Origin of the sequence: Pseudomonas sp. SJZ078 (assembly GCF_007828255.1) — a bacterium.
Lineage (GTDB): Bacteria > Pseudomonadota > Gammaproteobacteria > Pseudomonadales > Pseudomonadaceae > Aquipseudomonas.
In genome coordinates, this window is the sequence record NZ_VIUG01000006.1 from 132,428 (window position 1) to 151,640 (window position 19,213).

Annotated in this window: 16 protein-coding genes and 2 pseudogenes; 12 read left to right on the forward strand and 6 right to left on the reverse strand. The window is 59.1% G+C overall.

Going from position 1 to position 19,213, the window contains the following annotated elements; translation table 11 throughout:
* Nucleotides 1–4 precede the first annotated feature (4 nt).
* The 5 genes from FBY02_RS08435 to FBY02_RS08455 all read left to right on the forward strand — a co-directional run bounded on the left by FBY02_RS08435 (nt 5) and on the right by FBY02_RS08455 (nt 6,509).
* Complete coding sequence (locus tag FBY02_RS08435; protein ID WP_256662490.1) at nt 5–517, forward strand: chemotaxis protein CheW; 513 nt, start codon at nt 5–7, stop codon at nt 515–517.
* A complete protein-coding gene (locus FBY02_RS08440; protein ID WP_144925915.1) occupies nt 514–1,398 on the forward strand; it encodes a chemotaxis protein CheW in 885 nt (294 codons plus the stop codon). The genes FBY02_RS08435 and FBY02_RS08440 overlap by 4 nt, the downstream gene beginning before the upstream one ends.
* 1,237 nt (nt 1,399–2,635) lie before the next feature.
* A complete protein-coding gene (locus FBY02_RS28710) occupies nt 2,636–3,499 on the forward strand; it encodes a methyl-accepting chemotaxis protein (protein WP_371921408.1) in 864 nt (287 codons plus the stop codon).
* Between the two features lie 148 nt (nt 3,500–3,647).
* Entirely contained in the window at nt 3,648–5,720 is a 2,073-nt protein-coding gene (locus FBY02_RS08450) for a bifunctional diguanylate cyclase/phosphodiesterase (RefSeq protein ID WP_144925921.1), read from the forward strand.
* 546 nt (nt 5,721–6,266) lie between these two features.
* On the forward strand, nt 6,267–6,509 hold the full coding sequence (locus tag FBY02_RS08455) for a YceK/YidQ family lipoprotein (protein WP_256662489.1): 243 nt from the start codon (nt 6,267–6,269) through the stop codon (nt 6,507–6,509).
* Between the two features lie 75 nt (nt 6,510–6,584).
* Here FBY02_RS08455 and FBY02_RS08460 read toward each other — a convergent pair whose 3' ends face one another.
* Nucleotides 6,585–6,977, reverse strand: a complete 393-nt coding sequence (locus FBY02_RS08460) for an ester cyclase (protein ID WP_144925927.1) — start codon at nt 6,975–6,977, stop codon at nt 6,585–6,587.
* A 365-nt stretch (nt 6,978–7,342) separates the two neighbouring features.
* On the opposite strand from FBY02_RS08460, the gene FBY02_RS08465 reads away from it, so the two are divergent.
* Together FBY02_RS08465 and FBY02_RS08470 are read left to right on the forward strand one after the other, a co-directional pair.
* Entirely contained in the window at nt 7,343–7,882 is a 540-nt protein-coding gene (locus FBY02_RS08465) for a kinase inhibitor (RefSeq protein WP_144925930.1), read from the forward strand.
* Nucleotides 7,883–7,887: 5 nt separating this feature from the next.
* A complete protein-coding gene (locus FBY02_RS08470) occupies nt 7,888–8,706 on the forward strand; it encodes a helix-turn-helix transcriptional regulator (protein ID WP_144925933.1) in 819 nt (272 codons plus the stop codon).
* 262 nt (nt 8,707–8,968) lie between these two features.
* Here FBY02_RS08470 and FBY02_RS08475 read toward each other — a convergent pair.
* Nucleotides 8,969–9,742 (reverse strand): annotated as a pseudogene (locus tag FBY02_RS08475) (RNA repair transcriptional activator RtcR family protein); the annotation flags it as partial.
* 206 nt (nt 9,743–9,948) lie between these two features.
* On the opposite strand from FBY02_RS08475, the gene FBY02_RS08480 reads away from it, so the two are divergent.
* Together FBY02_RS08480 and rtcA are read left to right on the forward strand one after the other, a co-directional pair.
* Complete coding sequence (locus FBY02_RS08480; protein WP_144925936.1) at nt 9,949–11,175, forward strand: RtcB family protein; 1,227 nt, start codon at nt 9,949–9,951, stop codon at nt 11,173–11,175.
* Between the two features lie 4 nt (nt 11,176–11,179).
* The gene (gene rtcA / locus FBY02_RS08485; RefSeq protein WP_144925939.1) at nt 11,180–12,241 is read left to right on the forward strand and encodes an RNA 3'-terminal phosphate cyclase; all 1,062 of its coding nucleotides are present in this window, start codon (nt 11,180–11,182) and stop codon (nt 12,239–12,241) included.
* A 159-nt stretch (nt 12,242–12,400) separates the two neighbouring features.
* Here rtcA and FBY02_RS08490 read toward each other — a convergent pair whose 3' ends face one another.
* The 3 genes and pseudogenes from FBY02_RS08490 to gcvA all read right to left on the reverse strand — a co-directional run bounded on the left by FBY02_RS08490 (nt 12,401) and on the right by gcvA (nt 15,005).
* A complete protein-coding gene (locus tag FBY02_RS08490) occupies nt 12,401–13,162 on the reverse strand; it encodes an SDR family oxidoreductase (RefSeq protein ID WP_144925942.1) in 762 nt (253 codons plus the stop codon).
* Between the two features lie 35 nt (nt 13,163–13,197).
* Entirely contained in the window at nt 13,198–14,025 is an 828-nt protein-coding gene (locus FBY02_RS08495; protein ID WP_144925945.1) for a DMT family transporter, read from the reverse strand.
* A gap of 75 nt (nt 14,026–14,100) precedes the next feature.
* A pseudogene (gene gcvA, locus FBY02_RS08500) lies at nt 14,101–15,005 on the reverse strand (transcriptional regulator GcvA).
* 271 nt (nt 15,006–15,276) lie between these two features.
* Here gcvA and FBY02_RS08505 point away from each other — a divergent pair.
* Together FBY02_RS08505 and FBY02_RS08510 are read left to right on the forward strand one after the other, a co-directional pair.
* Nucleotides 15,277–15,897, forward strand: coding sequence for a TetR/AcrR family transcriptional regulator (locus FBY02_RS08505; RefSeq protein WP_144925948.1), 621 nt, complete (start codon nt 15,277–15,279; stop codon nt 15,895–15,897).
* A 181-nt stretch (nt 15,898–16,078) separates the two neighbouring features.
* Nucleotides 16,079–16,885 carry an oxidoreductase gene (locus FBY02_RS08510; RefSeq protein ID WP_144925951.1) on the forward strand — a complete coding sequence of 269 codons (807 nt, stop codon included), beginning with the start codon at nt 16,079–16,081 and terminating at the stop codon, nt 16,883–16,885.
* 85 nt (nt 16,886–16,970) lie between these two features.
* Here the strand turns inward: FBY02_RS08510 and FBY02_RS08515 are convergent, their stop codons facing one another.
* The gene (locus FBY02_RS08515) at nt 16,971–18,431 is read right to left on the reverse strand and encodes an efflux transporter outer membrane subunit (protein ID WP_144925954.1); all 1,461 of its coding nucleotides are present in this window, start codon (nt 18,429–18,431) and stop codon (nt 16,971–16,973) included.
* 92 nt (nt 18,432–18,523) lie between these two features.
* Between FBY02_RS08515 and FBY02_RS08520 the strand changes: the two genes are divergently transcribed.
* Nucleotides 18,524–19,156: a TetR/AcrR family transcriptional regulator gene (locus tag FBY02_RS08520; RefSeq protein ID WP_144925957.1), complete on the forward strand. Its 633-nt coding sequence runs from the start codon at nt 18,524–18,526 to the stop codon at nt 19,154–19,156.
* Nucleotides 19,157–19,213 lie beyond the last annotated feature (57 nt).

Sequence of the window (19,213 nt, forward strand, 5' to 3'; positions counted from 1 at the left end):
TTCGATGAGAGTTCAAAACCCTGACGCTGCGCCGCAGACCCGGCAGTACTTGACGTTCACCCTGGGCGACGAACAGTTCGCCGTTGGCACCCTGAGCGTCATGGAAATCATCGAGCATGGCCGGCTCACCGGCGTTCCGATGATGCCGCCCAGTATCCGCGGGGTCATCAATCTGCGGGGGGCGGTGGTGCCGGTCATCGACCTGGGCGCTCGCTTCGGCGGCCAGCGCATCGAGGTCGGCCGGCGTACCTGCATCGTCATTCTCGAAGTGGTCCATGCCGGTGAACAGCAAGTGATCGGTGTACTGGTTGACGCGGTGAATGAAGTGCTGGAAATCGCCTCGGCGGACATCGAACCGCCGCCGGCCTTCGGCGCGAATATTCGCTGCGACTTCATCCAGGGTATGGGCAAGGTCGGCGGGCGATTTGTCATTCTGCTGGACATCGGACGCGTGCTGTCAGTGGATGAACTCGCGGTGCTCCAGGGTGCGGTCGACGATCGAGCGGTCGATGCATGACTGACCATGATTTGACGCTCTGGCTGTGCCTTGCCATGACCCCGGGTATGCTGATGCTCGTCGCCTTGATTGTTTACTACCGAGGCTACCCGCGCGCTGCCCGTCAGACACCAATGCCGGTTGAACCGTTTGCCGCAGGTGGGCTCGATGAACTGGCGCCGCTACCGGGGAACACCGCCGAACCACGAGGCGAGCTAGGTACTCGGGGCAATGACGAGGTGACAGTGATGGACAAAGACCCGATCGGCGACCAATCGAGTCGCGCCGTTTTACAGCAGACGCTGCCATTGGCGACGAGAGGTATGAGTGCTGCTGAACTCGCGGAAAAATTGCTTTATCTGGCGGATCTGACCGAACACATGCTTGAAAAAAGTGAAACGCTCAGCCGTGCGGCCGTTGCGCCCCGTCGGGTTGCCGATGAGGTTGCCCCCAACAGGCTTTACCTGTCTTTCATGCTCGGTGGTGCAGCGTTCGCGGTGAGCATGAGCAACGTCCATTCCGTGATCCAGGGCGCTCGGCTCATTGGTGGGGCTGGTCTGTCGGGGCCGGTTCGCAGGGCAATCATCATGGACGGTGCCTTGGTGCCAGTGGTCGACCTGGGTGTTCAGGTGCATGGACAGCCCACCCTGATCGGGGAGCGTACAAAAATTGCCATCCTGGAAGTGTCGGTTGGCGAGCACCTGCAAAGAGTCGGGGTGTTGGCCGATGGGGTCGGAGCAATACTGCAAATCCCTTCGATCGGGATCGACCCGACCGCACGCTTCGACAGCCGGGTTGGCGTCGACTTCAGCTTCGCCACCGTCACGGTCAATGAGCAGAGGACGACGTTGTTGGTTGTCGCGCCTGGATCCTCGGCAAGTCAATCCAACGCCGTGCGATAGCTGAGCCGATCCGTAGTACAGCGAAGCTTTGCCGACACGACGTTAGACCCATGGCTTGGGTACCTGATTTCTCTTTACCTGCGAGAGCCCCTTCATGAACATGCTCGATCGATTGTCTTTGCCCGGCAAGTTTTCATTGTTGGCGGTGTTGTGTCTGGCGCTGATCGCCGCGCCTACGTCGTTATTCGTCCTTGGCGCCATGGGCCAGAGTCGCCAGGCCGTGCAAGAATCCAGCGGCATGCAACCGGTGCAGGAACTGTTGCACCTGATTCAACTGACGCAACAGCACAGCAGTCTTTCATCCGCAGTGCTGGGCGGTAGCCGGGCATTGACTGAAACGAGGCAGAAAAAACAGGCCGAAGTTGAACAAGCCTTCGATTTGACCGAGCGTGAATTGAGCGAATCTCAAGTGCCTTCTGGCATTCTGGATGCCCTGCGCAAGGCTCACCGGCAATGGCGTGAATTGGCTGGCCAGATCTCACAAGGTACGGTCAATGGTGCTCATAGCCAGGCGTTGCATGGACAGCTGGTCGCGGCCTGTCTCCAGCTGGAGGACTCGCTGCTCGATCACTTCGAGCTGTCGCTGGATCCGATTTTCGAAACCTATTACCTGATCACCGGCGCTTTGGTCGAGCTGCCGCAGACCAGCGAACTGCTCGGGCAATTGAGCGCGACGGGGGCGCTGCTGCTCTCGCAAGGGCAAATCCAATCTGAACAACGTGCCACCCTCACCAGCTTGACGACCCAGGCAGCGAACAGCTTCGGCAAGCTGACAAGAGCCTTCACCAAGGTCAATGGTGCCAGCCCGTCATTCAGCCTATTGCTCGCGGGTCCTTTGGCGACACTGGGGCCGCAGGTCGAGCAGGCCCTCAAGCTGACCGACACTCAATTGATTTCGGCCAATGAGCTCAACTATCCAGTCGCCGACTATCTGGCGACCTACACGCGGACCATCGACGCGTTGTTTGCCTTCAACCGGCCGGCGTTGGATGCACTCGCGCAAGCGCTTGAGGCCCGACGTGACAGCGCCCGAAACGACATCATGCTGATGTCCGGCGGTCTGTTGGTGATGTTGTTGGCCGGGGCTGCGCTGGCGACATCCATGGTGCTTCGGCTTTTGCGGCAGCTGACCGCCGCCTTGATGGCCGCGGAGCGCATCACCGCAGGAGACCTGAGCCATCCGATCGATTCGCCCGGGGCGGATGAACCGGCACGCTTGCTGGGGGCTTTGAGTCAGATGCAGCAAGGATTGCGCGACACCGTCCAGCACATCGTGGGTTGCGCCGGACGTCTTACTTCGACGGCCGGCGAACTGAACTCGGTATCCGATGATGCCAGCCGGGGCCTGACGCGACAGAACAATGACTTGAATCAAGCCGTGACCGCCGTCACCGAATTGACTGTGGTGATCGAGGAGGTGGCGCGCAATGCCGTCTCGGCTTCCGAGGTGGCCCAATCAGCTGACCAAAGCTCGCGTGAGGGACAGGATAGTGTCGCTCGGGCAGTCGATGCCATGGTATCGCTGACCGGTGACATCGAACACACCACCGATGCCCTCCAGGTGCTGGATGGGCAGATAGGTGGCATTACCTCCGTACTGGATGTCATTCGAGGCATCGCCGAGCAAACCAACATGTTGGCCCTGAACGCGGCGATCGAAGCCGCGAGGGCCGGTGAAAGTGGACGGGGCTTCGCTGTGGTCGCGGATGAAGTGCGGGCGTTGGCACAGCGGACGCAGGAGTCGACGCGGCAGATTGAAAGCATCATCGGCGCGGTGCGCAAGGGCAGCCAGGACGCCCTCGGCGCCATGCATGAAAGCAATGGCAGGACGCGGGATACGCTGGGAGTGACTCGCCAGGCGGGTGCCGCCCTCGGCGCGATTGCAGTCGCCATCGCTCAGATCAACGAGCGCAACGTGAGCATCGCCAGCTCGACCCAGGAGCAATCCCATGTGGCGCGCGAGGTGGACAGCAATCTGCTCGACATTCGGGATGTCTCGGCACAGACCTCAAGTGCGGCGAACCAGACGCATGCTGCCAGTCGGGAGCTTGCGGCACTTGCTGACGAGCTCAACGCCGTGGTTAAGCATTTCGTCGTCTGAAAGATCGCATCACATAATCCCAGCGGACCCACCCGCGGGCAGACGGGCATGAAGCCGTTCAAGGTGATGATCGTCGATCACCGAATGCCAAAGGTCATGAAAACCATGCAAAAAACGATTCCTTCCACTCGTTCCAAGCTGTCCGCCGATGACTGATCATCCAGAATGGCAATTGCCAAGCGACGAGCAGACGCTGCGCACTCTGGTCGAAAACACCCCGGATACCATTGCGCGATACGACCACAATGGTCTACGGACCTACCTCAACCCGGCGTTCGCGTATACGGCCGGGGTACCTGCCGTGACGCTGCTCGGCAAGAGCCCCAGCCATGGGCGGCAAACTCCCGAGATGCTTGCCTATGAGGCTAAATTATTCGGGGTTTTGCACAGCGGCCAGCCCGACGAGTACGAGCTGACCTGGTCCGGCGCGGACGGCGCGCTGATCGCCAGCCATATTCGCATCGTGCCGGAGAGAGATGTTTGCGGCGCGGTAGTCAGTGTCCTGGCCGTGGGCCGGGATATCTCCAGGCTCAAGGCCGCCGAACGGCGTCTCGAACAGGCCGAGGCACTGGCCCGCTTCGGTCATTGGCAACAGGATTTTCGCCGAGGTAGCTTGAAGCTGTCCGCGGAGCTCTGTCGCATGCTCGATAAACCGCGGCATTGGGCGCCGACCCAGCAAGAGCTCCTGGACATGCTCATACTCAAGGACCGTGCCCGGGTTATGGAGAGCGTGTACCACGCCTTCACGAAGCGCAGCGCATTTCTGGCGCTGGACTATTGCATGGCCGTGGGGGATCGGGAGATGCACTTGCAGACCTGCCTGACCATCGAATACGACGCCGGTGGCGTGCCTTTGCGGATGTTCGGGACAGCCCAGGACGTCAGCGAGCTGAAAAACTATCAGCAACGGCTGCATGTGCTGGCGTTCTACGACGCATTGACAGGTCTGCCCAATCGCGAGCGATTCAAGGAGTGTTTGCAAGAAGCCTTGTTAAAAGCGGAGCGCAACGGGAGTCAGGTCGCGGTCGCGATTCTCGATCTCGACAACTTCAAGGCGGTCAATGATACCTTGGGCCATGGTGCCGGCGATGAGCTGCTGTGCGAAGCCGCCAGGCGTCTGCGACGCTCAGTGTGTGGTCGCGATAACGTGGCCCGCCTGGGCGGCGACGAGTTTGCTCTGATCCTGTCTACGCCGCTCGCAACTATCCCTGAGCTGGAGGACAAGGGGCGCAATATTCTGCAGTCCATCACAGGCGTTTACCAGATCCAGGGCAGGGAAGTTTTTGTCTCGGGCAGCCTCGGTATCGCCCTTGGCACGGTGGGTGTCGAGAACATCGATAAGTTGGTGCAGTTCGCCGACTCAGCCATGTACAGCGCCAAGACCCACGGGCGTAACAATGTGCAGCTCTACTCGCCGAGCATGACCCAAAGAACCACCGAGCGGCTGGCACTGGCGACCAGCTTGCGCCATGCGCAGCCCAATGGTGAGTTGGTGTTGCATTACCAGCCACAGATCGATCTGATCAGTGGCCGTGTGATTGGTGCCGAAGCCTTGTTGCGCTGGCAACATCCGCAACATGGGCTGATCGCCCCGGACACCTTCATTCCCATTGCCGAGGAAACCGGACTGATCGTCGGCATCGGTGAATGGGTGTTGGAAAGTGCCTGCCGCCGTGTTGTCGAGTGGAACCGTGGCAATCGTTGTCCGCCGCTGAGAATCGCGGTCAATCTGTCGCCGCGACAATTCCAGATGAACGACCTGCTCACCTCGGTTTGTACAATCCTGCGGGAAACCGGCTGCGAACCGGGCTGGCTGGAACTGGAAATTACCGAAGGTCTACTTCTGGATAACAATGTCGCCGTACGCGAGACACTGGAACAACTGAATGCGTTGGGGTTGACCATTGCAATCGATGATTTTGGCACTGGCTATTCGGCGCTCAGCTACTTGAGTCGCCTGCCCATCGAAACGCTCAAGATCGACCGCTCCTTTATCAACGACATCGAACATAATCGTGATAGCGCCGAGCTGGTCAAGGCGATCATCTCCATGGCTCATAGCCTACGGCTGACCCTGGTTGCCGAAGGTGTCGAAGAAACCTCCCAGCAAGCGTTCTTGCAACTTTATGGGTGCCAGAGTGCGCAGGGTTGGTTATATGGTAAGCCCATGCCGCAGGTGGCGTTCGAGGAGCTGTTGAGGGCCAAGGCTGACAATCAATGATTCTTCGGTTTGGGCAAGGTAGGCTCGCTGATGGAATAGCGTTGCTCGGAATCACGCCTTCTTGGCCCTTGATACACCCCAAAAACAAGTCCAGAATCAAGTCTTTTCCTGCTCTGGCAAGAAAGAAACCCCTTAGATTTCAATGGGTCGGACGCCAGATGCGAGTCTCGTTTCCCGCTCCAGGATTCAAAAAAAGCCACTCAGATGAGTGGCTTTTTTTTGTGCCTGAGATTTGTTAGGTGAAGGCGTGGGCCCTTGCGTTTGATCAATCGTTCTCCCCATCAACGATATTCATCTGTGTAGCAAGTCAGTAGCCCTTTGTGGGTGACAATCTCGGTTGCTCCTCTGTTGACCCATGTGGGAGCGATTACACATTCGGAGAGCGCGACCACGGCGAAGAGTGGGGCAAATCGCAACGTCCTGCGCTGTAGAAGACGCGCCGCAAATCTTGCGTAGCAACAATGAGGGGTGGGCCGGTTTCAGTGCTACAGTCTCGCCCTTCCAGGGCGAGGGAACATCATGCGGTTGATGCTAACGGTTTTGACCATGTCGCTGCTGACAGGGTGCGCGACTGTCAACGAAAGCTCCAGCTACGGGCGCATGTGCGGCCTCCATCCTTACTGCGGCGTTACTGTCGATATGGAGATCATCAAAGGCGCGACGGACGACAACGCTGGGGTCATGAGTGCCCTGGCTCCGTTTGCAGTCATTGACCTGCCGTTCAGTTTCGTCGCCGATACGCTGATCCTGCCGTACACGATTTTTCACATGAAGAATGCCGACGAGTAGCGCCGGTCGATCGCGACCATCAGGGCGGCTGCGAGCCTGATGGGATTGCACCAGGACCTGGGTGAAGAGCTGATGCTACGCTGATCGGAGCTGAGCTTCGATCGCTCCCTTATCGATGACCGACCAGACCTCGCGGATCCTGCCGTCCTCGAACGCGTAGAAGACATTCTCGGCGAAGGAGATGGGTGCTCCATTCACCGCGAGGCCCAGGAATTCCCCAGCCGGCGTGCAATTGAAGACCAGGCGAGCCGCCAACTTGGGTGGGTCGACCACCAGGAATGAAATTGCAAAGCGCAAATCGGGGATAGCCCGATAATCGGCTTCCAGCATGCTTCGATAGCCGTGCAGTCCTAATGGTCTCGCGTTGTGAACCACATCCGGATGCACAAAGTGGCCTAGGTTTTCCCAGTCCTGTGCATTCAGGCAGGCGATGTAGTCGCTATAAAAATCGGCAAGGTTCGGGCTCATGGGGCTGATTCTCCTCTGCATGTCTGTTCTTGCCTTTGCGATCCTAGGTCTATTGTCACGTCTCATCAAACAAGTGAGCAGAACAGAAAGTCACCGGCGCAGCATTGGCAGAACCATGGCGGAGCGTTCGGCGGACACGGGCCGCCGACGCGAAGGCGCCAGACAAAGCTGACTTTTCATGGGTTGAACGGTGACTGGCGGACTTCCCGCCGCGGGCCGGTGAGGGTTCTACAGCGTGATACGGGTGGCAGGGTAGAACAAACAAAAAAGAGCATTTCGGCACGTTTATCGAGCGTTTCGGCACAGTAGCCGCTCTCTGTTCAACCTAGACTCGAGCTTCACTCTAAGACTCAGATGGAGCCGCGATGAACATCAGATCAGTCCTGCCTGCACTTTCCATGGCGGTAGCATTCAGTGGATATGCCGCCGACTTCTCACTGACCAGCCAGGATATCGCTGACAACCGCCCGCTGACCAAGCGTGAGGTGTTCCAAGGCTTCGGTTGCGAAGGTGGCAACACTTCTCCTGAGCTTTCCTGGGCAAACGCTCCTGCCGGTACCAGAAGCTATGCGGTCACGGTCTATGATCCCGATGCACCGACCGGTAGCGGCTGGTGGCATTGGACGGTGGTCAACCTGCCGATTTCTACCAATAGCTTGCCAAGAGGCGTGGGAGCGAACCTGCCTGCCGGTGCAGTACAAGGGCGAACCGATTATGGCCGGCCAGGATTTGGCGGGGCTTGCCCACCTGTGGGGGATAAACCCCATCGATATCAATTCACCGTATGGGCGTTGAAAGTGGATAAGCTACCACTCGACAGTGAGGCCAGCGGTGCCTTGGTTGGGTACATGCTCAATGCCAACGCCCTTGCCAAAGCGACCATTACTTCAACTTACGGACGTTAAGCACGATGCGCCCTTGTGACGGCATACAGCACCGGGAAAACATTATCGATGCGTGTGTCATAAGGGCGCGACAGCCACTGACTTTGCCAAGGGTGCCGGTGTTCGTGACCACCTTGTGTCGAGTGCGACAAGGGGAAAAGCTGCTGCAATGGGATGACCGGGAGATGCGTGCCGGGCCGCAACATCTGATTCTGATGCCGGCTGGACGCGAGCTTGGTTTCTCAAACTTCCCCGGACTTCACGGTCACTACATTGCCGATGCGGTAACTTTTCCCATCTCGACATTGCGTAACTTCAGCGCCCGATATAGCCAGCAGATCATGAGCCGTCAGGGTGCATCCAAGGCCGATCTATGTGTGCCTCTGGACAGGCACACCACGCAGGCGTGGGATCAATTGTTGGCGTCTATCAATGCGAACTCCCCGGACGCATTACGCGCCCTCTATGGGGAAGCGGTTCTTCTGAGTCTGTGCCTTGGTGGCCAGATCGGACCTCTGTTGATGGGGCGCAACGACCCCGTTCGTGAACGTGTGCAGCAGATCGTCATGGGCAGCCCGGAGAAAGACTGGACGGTTGCGAGCATTGCACAACGCCTGAACCTGGGTGAGTCGACGTTGCGTCGCCAACTGGCGAACGAGGGGGACAGTTTCAGGAATATTCTGGAGGGCGTTCGACTGGCGACAGCATTGCAATGGTTGCAAACAACGTCTCGCCCTATCGGGGACATTGCCGGGGCCTGTGGTTACGCTTCGGCCTCACGTTTTGCGGTGCGCTTTCGCTCACACTATGGTCTGTCGCCACGTGAGTTGCGGGCAGGGATCTAAGCCTGAAACATTGCGCTACGATCTGGGCTTTCCTTTGGAGGCACCTGGCATCCATGTCGCGTCGAAAAAAGAGGGAAGTATCAACTTCCCCTGTGACGATGCACCAGAAGCTCAGGGACTTGGCTCCAGGTGATGTTGAATCGCGCCAGAAATTTTCGGATTCGATCGGAATCGTTACTCGATGCCTTGGCTGATCGGCTTTGTGAGAAGAGCTTGCGACCGGCATCCGCCTGGCTGGCCGCTGTGCTGCATACCTTCAGAACTCGCCGCGCAATGTTGCGCAGTTCACTTCGACGAACGGCCCGTCGATCCGATGGCGACCCCGTTTGAGCTCGTAGATCTGCCGCGCGAGAAAAGACTTGCCTGCCCCGGTAGGGCCGCTGATCAGGATGGGTGCTCGGGATCGCACGGCGACCCGTTCGATCTGTTCTATCGTCCGGTTGAAAGCTGCGTTGCGGGTCGCAATGCCGGACTTCAACAGTTCCGTGCCCTCCAGGCGCTCAGCCTGGAATCGCTTGGCGATCTGATCGTAGCGTTGAAGATCGAGGTCGGTGATAACGTGTTTGCCTGCCGCTCCTGCGTCGTCATCTCGCAAGCCGCCTGGCTGGGTCTGTATCAGCTTGGCAGGGATGTGCCGTGACTCGGCCAACAGGAACCATACGATCTGCTGGACGTGGGTGCCTGTGGTGATGTGGACGAGATAGTCCTCGCCCTCTGTGTCGAATGGATAGTCAGCTGCGAAGTCATGCAACGCGGCGTAGACCTCTTCGAAGTCCCAGGCGTTTCGCATCGCCATGGTGTGCAGACGAACCTCGGTCTCTGGCGAGACCTGGGCAATGTCAGCCGCTACTTTCAAGGCGAGATCCGCGTCCCAGCGCGCTTCACCGTGAATCAGCTCCAGGCGATCAATCACCAGGTCGGGTTGCTGGCACAGCGAGAGGGAGGGACGCCATTTGTTCCAGCGTTGCTCCCCCTTGCCGACGCGGTCAAGCTTTGACCCGAGGATGCCAATGGCGACTGTTTTTTTGCCATGCATTGCCGAATATCTCAAAAGATAGGTAACGATAAATAAGTATAGTTTTACGACATGACATTGAACAATTGCGAACCTGCCAGAAACAGTAGGTTTCGGGTTAAAACCTTTAAGTATCAATAAGATAGTAAAAACAAGGCTGCTGATCCTGGAGTTGGCATGCCGCTCGCTATAGAGCTCCCAGACAGAAATCACAGGAGCGAAAGACAATGACCACTCAGACCTTCGAGCTGCTTGAAGTCGAAAACGGCAAGCCCATCAAGATGTGGACCCGGGGCGTCCCGGTTGAGCCTGAGGCCCGGCAGCAACTGATGAACACTGCGCAGATGCCGTTCGTGTTCAAGCACATGGCTGTGATGCCCGATGTTCATTTAGGAAAGGGCTCAACCATAGGGAGCGTGATTCCTACCAAGGGCGCGATCATCCCCGCTGCCGTCGGGGTCGACCTCGGTTGCGGGATGTCGGCTGTCCGCACCTCGCTGCGCGCCAGCGATCTTCCCGATCATCTGTTCGGCCTGCGTTCTGCAATCGAGAAGGCTGTTCCCCACGGACGTACCTCGGGGCGTAGCGGCCGTGACAAAGGGGCCTGGGAAACCGCACCGGCGATTGTCGACCAGGCCTGGTCGGCACTTGAGGGGCGTTTCGACCTCATTATCCAAAAGCATCCTCGCCTTGAGAAATCCAACAACCGCAGGCATCTCGGAACGCTGGGAACCGGTAACCACTTCGTCGAGGTATGCCTGGATGAAGCCGACCATGTGTGGGTGATGCTGCATACCGGTTCCCGCGGTGTAGGGAACGCCATCGGTACCTATTTCATCGAGAAGGCCCGTGAGGAAATGCGCAGGCACATGGTGAACCTGCCTGACCGGGACCTGGCCTACCTGCGCGAAGGCACCTCCAGCTTCGATGATTATGTCGAGGCGGTGGAATGGGCCCAGGATTTTGCCAAGCAGAACCGCGCGGTCATGATGTTGGCGGTGCTGGATGCTGTCCGATCGATCATCACCAAGCCTTTTGAGTCGCGGCTGATCGCCGTCGACTGTCACCACAACTACGTGGAGCGGGGCACCTACTTTGGGGAGGATATTCTTCTCACCCGTAAAGGCGCCGTCTCCGCGCAGAAGGGACAGATGGGGATTATTCCCGGGTCGATGGGCGCAAAGAGTTTCATCGTCCGGGGCCTGGGGAACGAGGAAGCATTTTGCAGTTGTTCACACGGTGCGGGTCGGGTGATGAGCCGCACCAAGGCCAAGGCAGTGTTTACCGTTGAGGACCAGGTGAGGGCGACCGCTCATGTCGAATGCCGCAAGGATGCGGCGGTCATCGACGAGATCCCGATGGCCTACAAGGACATTGATGCGGTCATGGCGGCCCAGCGCGATCTGGTTGAAGTGGTCCATACCCTGCGCCAAGTTGTCTGCGTGAAGGGGTGAGTGGATGGGTCAGGATCTGATTCTCATCGACGGCACCGAGGGAGGAGGGCAGGTGCTGCGTACCGCCCTCAGCCTCTCCATGATCACCGGTCAGGCGTTCCGGATGACAGGGATACGCGGCAAGCGCTCCCGGCCCGGTCTGTTGCGCCAACACCTCACCGCAGTGCGAGCAGCGGCTGAGATCTGCGGTGCCAAGGTCCTGGGAGCGGAACTCAATTCGACCGCTATCGAATTCCGTCCCGGAACCGTCAAGGCAGGGGAGTATTCGTTCGCGATTGGCACGGCGGGCAGCACGATACTGGTATTGCAGACACTGTTGCCTGCGCTGTTGCAGGCAACAGGGCCGAGTACGGTCCGGATTACAGGCGGAACACATAATCCGGCGGCTCCGCCTTTCGACTTCATAGAACAGGCTTGGCTGCCTTTGATTCGACGTATGGGCGCACAGGTGGAATTGGCGCTACTGCGTCATGGTTTTGTCCCCTGCGGAGGGGGGGCGATCGAAGCCACCATTGGACCTTCGACGCTTAAACCATTGGTGCTGGATGGCGGGCAGGAACCCGTCACCATCGTTTCGGCTGGAGCGCTGGTTTCAGGCATTCCTGTCTCGATCGGGAATCGCGAACTCGATCGACTCTCGGCAAGGCTGAAGATCGAGCGACGCAACCTGTCGGTTACCGATCTGGGCGACCAGGCGGGACCCGGTAATGTGGTGTCGGTCACTGCCACCAGAGCTGATGTTACCGAGGTGTTCGCAAACATCGGGCAAGAACGTGTACGCGCAGAGCAAGTCGCTGACGTGGCGGTGGATGAGTTCCTGGCGTGGACCCAGTCGAATGCAGCGGTTGGCAATCGCCTGGCGGATCAGTTGATGTTGCCGATGGCCATTGCTGGCGCTGGCAAACTGACAACGGAGCGTTTGAGCAATCACATCCGCACCAACGCAGTGGTGATCCAGCAGTTCATCGCTGTCGATGTGCGCCTCACTCGACTTTCCGAGCAGGGAAACGTGGTTGTTGAGCTTCATGCTCGCCAGTTGTCAGGGCATGACAGCAATGGAGGCTAGGCCTATGGCAGGTGACAATAGTCACTGGAGGATAAATGAACAATAAGGTGAAGGGGACTCACAGATCAGCGCCAGCTTTCAAGGTGCTGCCGCAGCAGACCCGACTTGACCAACTGACGCTGCCCTTGACCATGTCAATGTCGAGACCTGACCAGCCGCTCATTTTCCCCCTGTCACGTCGAGGAACGTACCGGTAACGAAGGACGCCTCCGCGCTGGCCAGCCACAGAATGGCCCGCGCCACTTCCTCCGGCTGGCCGCCTCGGCCCATGGGGATCGAGTCCTTGACGCGATCGACCCGCCCCGGTTCGCCGCCGCTGGCATGCATGTCGGTGTAGATGTGACCGGGGCGAATCCCGTTGACGCGTATCCCTTCCCTGGCCACCTCTTTGGCCAACCCGATGGTGAAGGTCTCCAGGGCGCCCTTGGACGCCGCATAATCGACATATTCGTTGGGGCTGCCGAGGCGTGCCGATGCCGAAGAGACATTGATCACCACGCCGCCCGGACCGTTGTGCCGGTAGGACATGCGTTTCATCGCCTGCTGGGCACAGAGCATCGGACCGATGGAGTTGACCGCAAAAATGCGCTGCATGCGTTCGAAGCCGAGGTCCTCCAGGCGCGACTGAGCGGACAGTACCCCGGCGTTATTGACCAAGACGTCGATGCGTCCGAACGAGCGGTCGATGGCTGCGAACAACTCGGCGACCTGCTCGGGGTCGGCACTGTCGGCCCGCATGGCGAACGCCCGGCGCCCCATGGCTTGCACATCCGCCGCCACGGCCAGCGCCGCGGACTCGTTGGCCACATAGCTGATCGCGACGTCGTAACCTCGTGCGGCGGCCAGCCGCGCGGTGGCGGCACCCACTCCACGACCGCCACCGGTGATCAGCATCAACGGGGCCTGCGAGATATTATCCATCGAGATACCTCCTGTAGCGGTGAGGAATAGGCGTATCACCCGATCAAGAGAGTGCCGCTGACGATCACGGCGCATGCCAGGACTCGGCGGGCGGTGAGTGTCTCGCCGAGGAACACGGAGCCAATCAACGCCGCAAACAGCACGCTGGTTTCGCGCAATGCCGATACCGCCCCCAAGGGCGCTTCGTTCATGGCGTAGATGACAATTCCATAGGCCAGCAAAGAGACCAGCCCGCCGACCACGGCAGCCAGCATTCCGGGCCGGACGCAGAACAGGCTGCGGGCGTCGCGCAGGCCGATGTACACACCAGGCATCATCAAGCCCCACAAGGCGCACATCCAAACGGTGTAGGCGAGCGGGGCGCCGGAGAGGCGGGTGCCGATGCCGTCGGTGACGCTGTAGGCGGCGATGAAACAGCCGGTTCCCAGGGCATAGGGCAGGCTGGGAACAGACAGTTTGCGTCCCCGAAAGGCCAGCGAGATGATCCCGACTGATACCAACGCAATACCCAACAATGTGCCGGGAGCGATGCGTTCTCCGGCAAAGACGGCGGCGCCGAGGGTGATCAGCGCCGGCGACGATCCACGGGAAATCGGATAGGTCTGTCCCAGGTCGCCGACCCGGTAGCTGCGCACGAGAAACAGGTTGTAGCCGACGTGCAACAGTGCCGAAAGCACCATGTAGCCCCAGCTGGCCGTTGCCGGTGGCACCATGAACGCCGCGGCGATGGCACTGGCGATTGCGATGGCGATGCACATGATCGTCATCGACCAGAGTCGATCGGAACCGCCACGCAGCAACGCATTCCAGCTGGCATGCAGGAGCGCGGCGAAAAGAACCAGCAAGGTGATATGAATTGGCATGCGCCATCTTATGCAGTCCGACGGCTCGAACTACAGCGAAGTCTCCTCATCGCTTCATGAATGAATCCTCATGGATCATTCATAAGCGCGTTGGACTTTCAGCGCCTCACCGATCAACCACTGGCGAAAACTGACGATGTGTGGCTGCGATTCGGTGCCTTTTGGACAGACGAAGTAGTAGGCAAGGGGGGATGGAAAGGGCACATCGAACAGCCGCACCAGACGCCCATCGCTGATCTCGGTTTCGACATGCCCGCTGCGCACCAGGGCGACGCCCTGGCCGAGCAGGGCGGCCTCGACCGTCATGTTGCTATCGCCAAACCTGACGCTTTCCTTAAGTGGCAGGAATTCCAGCCCGACCTTTTGAAACCACGCCTCCCATTTCGGCACCAGGTCGGCGCCATCTCGGGTCAGCAGCGGGTAGTGCAACAGTTCGGCAGGGCTGCGCGGTGTTCCGTATCGTTGCAGCAGATCGGGGCTTGCCACCGGAAACACCTGCTCACCGAACAGGAACTCCGAATACAAGCCCGGGTAGATGCCCTTGCCGAGGCGGATCGCGACATCGGCCTGGGCGTCGGAGAAGTGGATGATCTTGTCCGTGGTGTCCAGCGAGACCAATAGCTCGGGATGCTGGCGGGAGAGATTCGGCAAGCGAGGCAGCAGCCACTTCAACGCAAAGGAGTAGGTGGTGCTGACTTCGAGTCGGACCCTGCCTTTTTGTTCGCGCAGGTCGGCCAGAGTCGCCTCCAGGCTCAGGAAGAATTCCCTCACGATGGGCGCCAGTGTACCCCCGCCGGGGTAAGGCTTAATGACTTGCCGCGCTCGAACAGTTGCAGTCCCCAAAGCGCTTCGAGGTGCTTGAGCTGGTGACTGACCGCGCTTTGCGTGACATGCAACTCCTGTGCGGCAGAGGTAAAGGTCGTGTGCCGGGTGGCGACTTCAAAGGCACGCAAGGTAGCGGTGGGCGGTAGATCTCTCATGGATACGGTATCCCGGCGAGTCGTCAGAAGGAGCGCGTCATGAGCGCCGGCTCATGATAGAGCATCGCCGGGATCCATCGATCGACATCGCACGATTGGCGTCCTTGCATCCACTATTCGACTGGCGGGCAGGGCACCCGAAATCCGGAGCGTGTGGGGGATCGCCTAACCTGAGCTGATGAGGGGATGGTCTATGAAGGTGCAAGTTTGTGACTGAAATGTGTTCTGGTCATTGCTTGTCACCCCATGGGGGGACAGGTAAGCTGGCGTCATGAATCAAATATCCTTCCCTTCGCGCAACGTCCGTGGTCCCGTCGACCATGAAATCCGAGCCCAGATTGTCGCAGCGGCGAATGAGCATTTCAGTCGCTATGGCTATGGCAAGACCACGGTCTCGGACCTGGCCAAGGCCATTGGTTTTTCCAAGGCCTACATCTATAAGTTCTTCGATTCGAAACAGGCGATCGGCGAAGCCATTTGCAGCAATTGCCTGGAGACGATCGTCGCGGCGGTGGATGAAGCTGTCAGCGTGGAATCCATTACCCCCACCGAGCGCTTTCGCCGCTTGGTAAAGACCGCGGTCGTCACCGGTGTCAGCCTGTTCTTCAACGACCGAAAGCTCTACGACCTCGCGGCATCCGCGGCGTCAGAGAGCTGGCCTTGCGCCCAGTTCTACGAAGCCAGCATCCAGGCATTCGTGCGGCAGATCGTTTCTGATGGGCGTGAGCTGGGCGAGTTCGAACGCAAGACCCCCCTGGATGAAACGGTCAATGCCATCTGTCTGGCGTTGCGTCCATACATCAATCCCTTGCTGTTGCAATACAGTCTTGATGGCGTCGAAGACGCATCCACGAGCATCGCCAATCTGGTCCTGCGTAGCCTCATGCCTTGAGTCGCGGTCAGATACTCTTGCAGCAGCGTCCCATCACGACATACTTCGCATCCATTCGATAAAAACAGGATAAACGCGGTGCTCTTCTGCGGGACTAGCGATGCATGGATTGTGACCATTGACTAAAATGGTTACCAGGTACAGAGTGAGCGTCTCGATGACTTCTTCCAGAGGAACTGCTATGTCGAACGCTAAAGTTGTCCTTGTTACCGGTGTTTCATCCGGCATTGGACGTGCTGCCGCGCAATTGTTTGTCAAGCAAGGTTGCCAGGTGTTTGGCAGCGTACGCAGCGTTGCCAAATCGGACCCACTGCCAGGTGTCGTGCTTGTGGAGATGGATGTTCGCGACGACGCTTCTGTCCAGCGCGCCATCGAGACCGTGATCGTTCAGGCCAGGCGCATCGATGTGCTGGTCAATAACGCGGGCGGATCGTTGGTGGGCTCGGTAGAAGAAACGTCGATTGCCGAAGCCCAATCGTTATTCGATACCAATGTGTGGGGTGTCCTGCGTACGACACACGCGGTACTGCCACATATGCGTGAGCAGCGTTCGGGAAGAATCGTCAACGTCAGCTCGGTATTGGGTTTTCTTCCTGCGCCGTACATGGGCCTTTACTCGGCATCCAAGCATGCCATTGAGGGAATGTCCGAGTCTCTGGATCATGAAGTGCGCAAATTCGGTGTCCGCGTGGTTCTGGTCGAGCCGTCATTCACCAAGACCAACCTGGATCTCAATGCGCCGCAAACGACTGGCGGCATTCCAGCCTATGCCAAAGACCGCGATGCGGTGACCCGTGCGATTGTTAAAAGTGTCCAGGGCGCACCGAGTCCCGACGGCGTGGCGACGACGATTGTCGAGGCAGCTCTGGGCGTGTGGAAAATGCGTCGCACGCCCAAAGGCGAGGCCTCTCTCTTGCGCAAACTGCGCCGTTTCATGCCGGTGGGCCCGGTTGACTCCAGCCTGAGAAAAACATTCGGCTTGAGCTGAACGCAGGCGCCGCCTGGTTCTGGTTGTGCCGCTTGAGACCGTGCATACCAATGACGGTCTCATCCGCAGGGGCGGGGAGGTGCGATCAGCGGATAGCCACGGGTTGGGTTTCCATCGGCTGCCAGCCACCACCAAGCGCCCGGAATGCCGCGACCGCCGCGCGCGCCGACTCCGTTTGGGCCTGGGCCCTGGCGTCGGATGCCTGCAGCATGGTTTCATCGGCATGCAGGACGTCGATCAGGCTGGCCGAGCCTTTCTGGTAAGCGATGAAGGACGACTGCCGTGCACTGGTCAAAGCGCTTTCACCTCCGGTCAAGGTAGAGGCCTGCGCCTCGCGGTTGACCAGCGCGGAGAATGCATTCTCGACGTCTTCGGTGGCACGCAGCACCGACTGGCGATAGGCGGCGAGCGCTTCGGCTTCCTGTCCTTTCGCCTGGTCGATCTGCGCGTTGATACGGCCGAAATCGAAAAGCCTCCAGCGCAGCCCCAGAACCCCCGAGGCCTGGCTGGCCCCGCTGGAGAACAGGTTGCCACTGGAAACGGCGGTTGCGCTGCCAACCAAGGCGCTGAGTGAAAACTTCGGATAGTACTCGCTGATCGCTACCCCGATGCGTGCATTGGACGCCGCCAGTCTGCGCTCGGCCACGATGAGGTCTGGCCGGCGGCGCAGCAGATCGGCCGGCGTTCCAGCCGAGGTAATCTGCGGTGCCTGGGGAATCGGTCTCGTCGCGGTCAATTGAGCCCGGTGAGTGCCGGGCGGGCTGCCGAGGATGACGTCCAGTGCGTTCATTGCAGCATCCAGGCCGGTGTTGAAGGCCGGCACTGTCGCTTGAACCTGGGCAAGCGCCCCCTCGGTCTGGCGAACCTGGAATTCGGCGGCAAGCCCTTTGCTGTGAAGCAGTTGTACTTTCTCCAGCAGGTCTTGTTGGGTCTTGACCTGCCGATTGGCAATGGCCAGGCGGGCCTGCAGGCCCCGCAGGGTGATATAGATCTCCGCGGTCTGGGCGGCGACGGCCAGGCGCGTCGCGGTGAAACCGGCTTCGGACGCCTGGTATTCAGCCAGCTCCGCCTCGCGGCCTCGACGCAGGCCGCCGAACACATCCACCTCCCAGCTTGCGCCGAGGTTCAGTTCATACAAATTGCCATAGCGATCATAGCCAGGCGTCGAGTCGAGTACCTGGCCCAGTGGCGTTTCGGTTGATTGATAAGCACGTGCGGCTTGTCCGCTGATATTGCCCGACGGCAACAGGGCAGCGGTTGCCGCGCCAAGTCCTGCACGTGCCTGGGTGACCCGTGCGGAGGCCTGGGCCAGATCGAGGTTCTGCGCAAGCGCCTCGGCGATGAAGTCACTGAGCAATGGATCACCGAAGCCTTCCCACCAACTTGCAAAGTTCGCCGGGCGGGCTGCGGTCCTTTGTTGAATGGCGGATTGAGTCTGATAGCTGTCCGACAGCGGAGCGTGCGGACGTTGATAGTCCGGGCCGACCGCGCATCCCGCCATCAGGCCGGTGTTCACAAGCAGAGCAAGCGTACGGAGGGAGGGCATGACGACTCCAGGTTCGGTCAGATATTGTTCGTGACGATATTACCAATTGGTCACTCGTTGTCAATGGAGATGCAAGGAGCTAAGCTGGAAAAATGACTAAACACATCCATGCACCTCAGATACGTGGGCCGTCAGACCACAGTGTCCGCGATCAAGTCGTGGAGGCTGCCACATTGCACTTCGGCCACTACGGATATGAGAAGACGACCGTGTCTGACATCGCCAAGGCCATTGGCTTCTCCAAGGCCTATGTCTATAAATTTTTCGATTCCAAGCAGGCAATCGGAGAGGTGATCTGCACGAATCGCCTCGTCATGATCATGGCGATAGTCGATGCAGCGATCGAGGAGGCACCGACGGCTTCTGAGAAACTGAAACGTCTGTTTCGGGCGCTGGCGGAGGCCGGCAGCGACTTGTTCTTTCATGACCGCAAGCTTTATGACATTGCCGCTGTTGCCGCTCGCGAGGAGTGGCTCCCTGCACGGGCGCATGATGCGCGCTTGCGCCAGCTGATCAGGCAAATCCTTCTGGAAGGGCGTGAGTCGGGGGAATTCGAGGGAAAAACCCCTTTGGATGAAGCCGTCCAGGCGATCTACCTGGTCATGCGGCCTTATGCCAATCCCGTGCAACTGCAATACAACCTTGATACGGCGTCATCGGCCGCAGCGCTTCTGTCGACACTTCTGTTGCGCAGCCTTTCAAGGCACTCCCATCAATCTTTGTGACTGTTGACATTATTGGTCACTAGACTGAAGATGTGTTCCTGTTCTGTCAATTGAGTA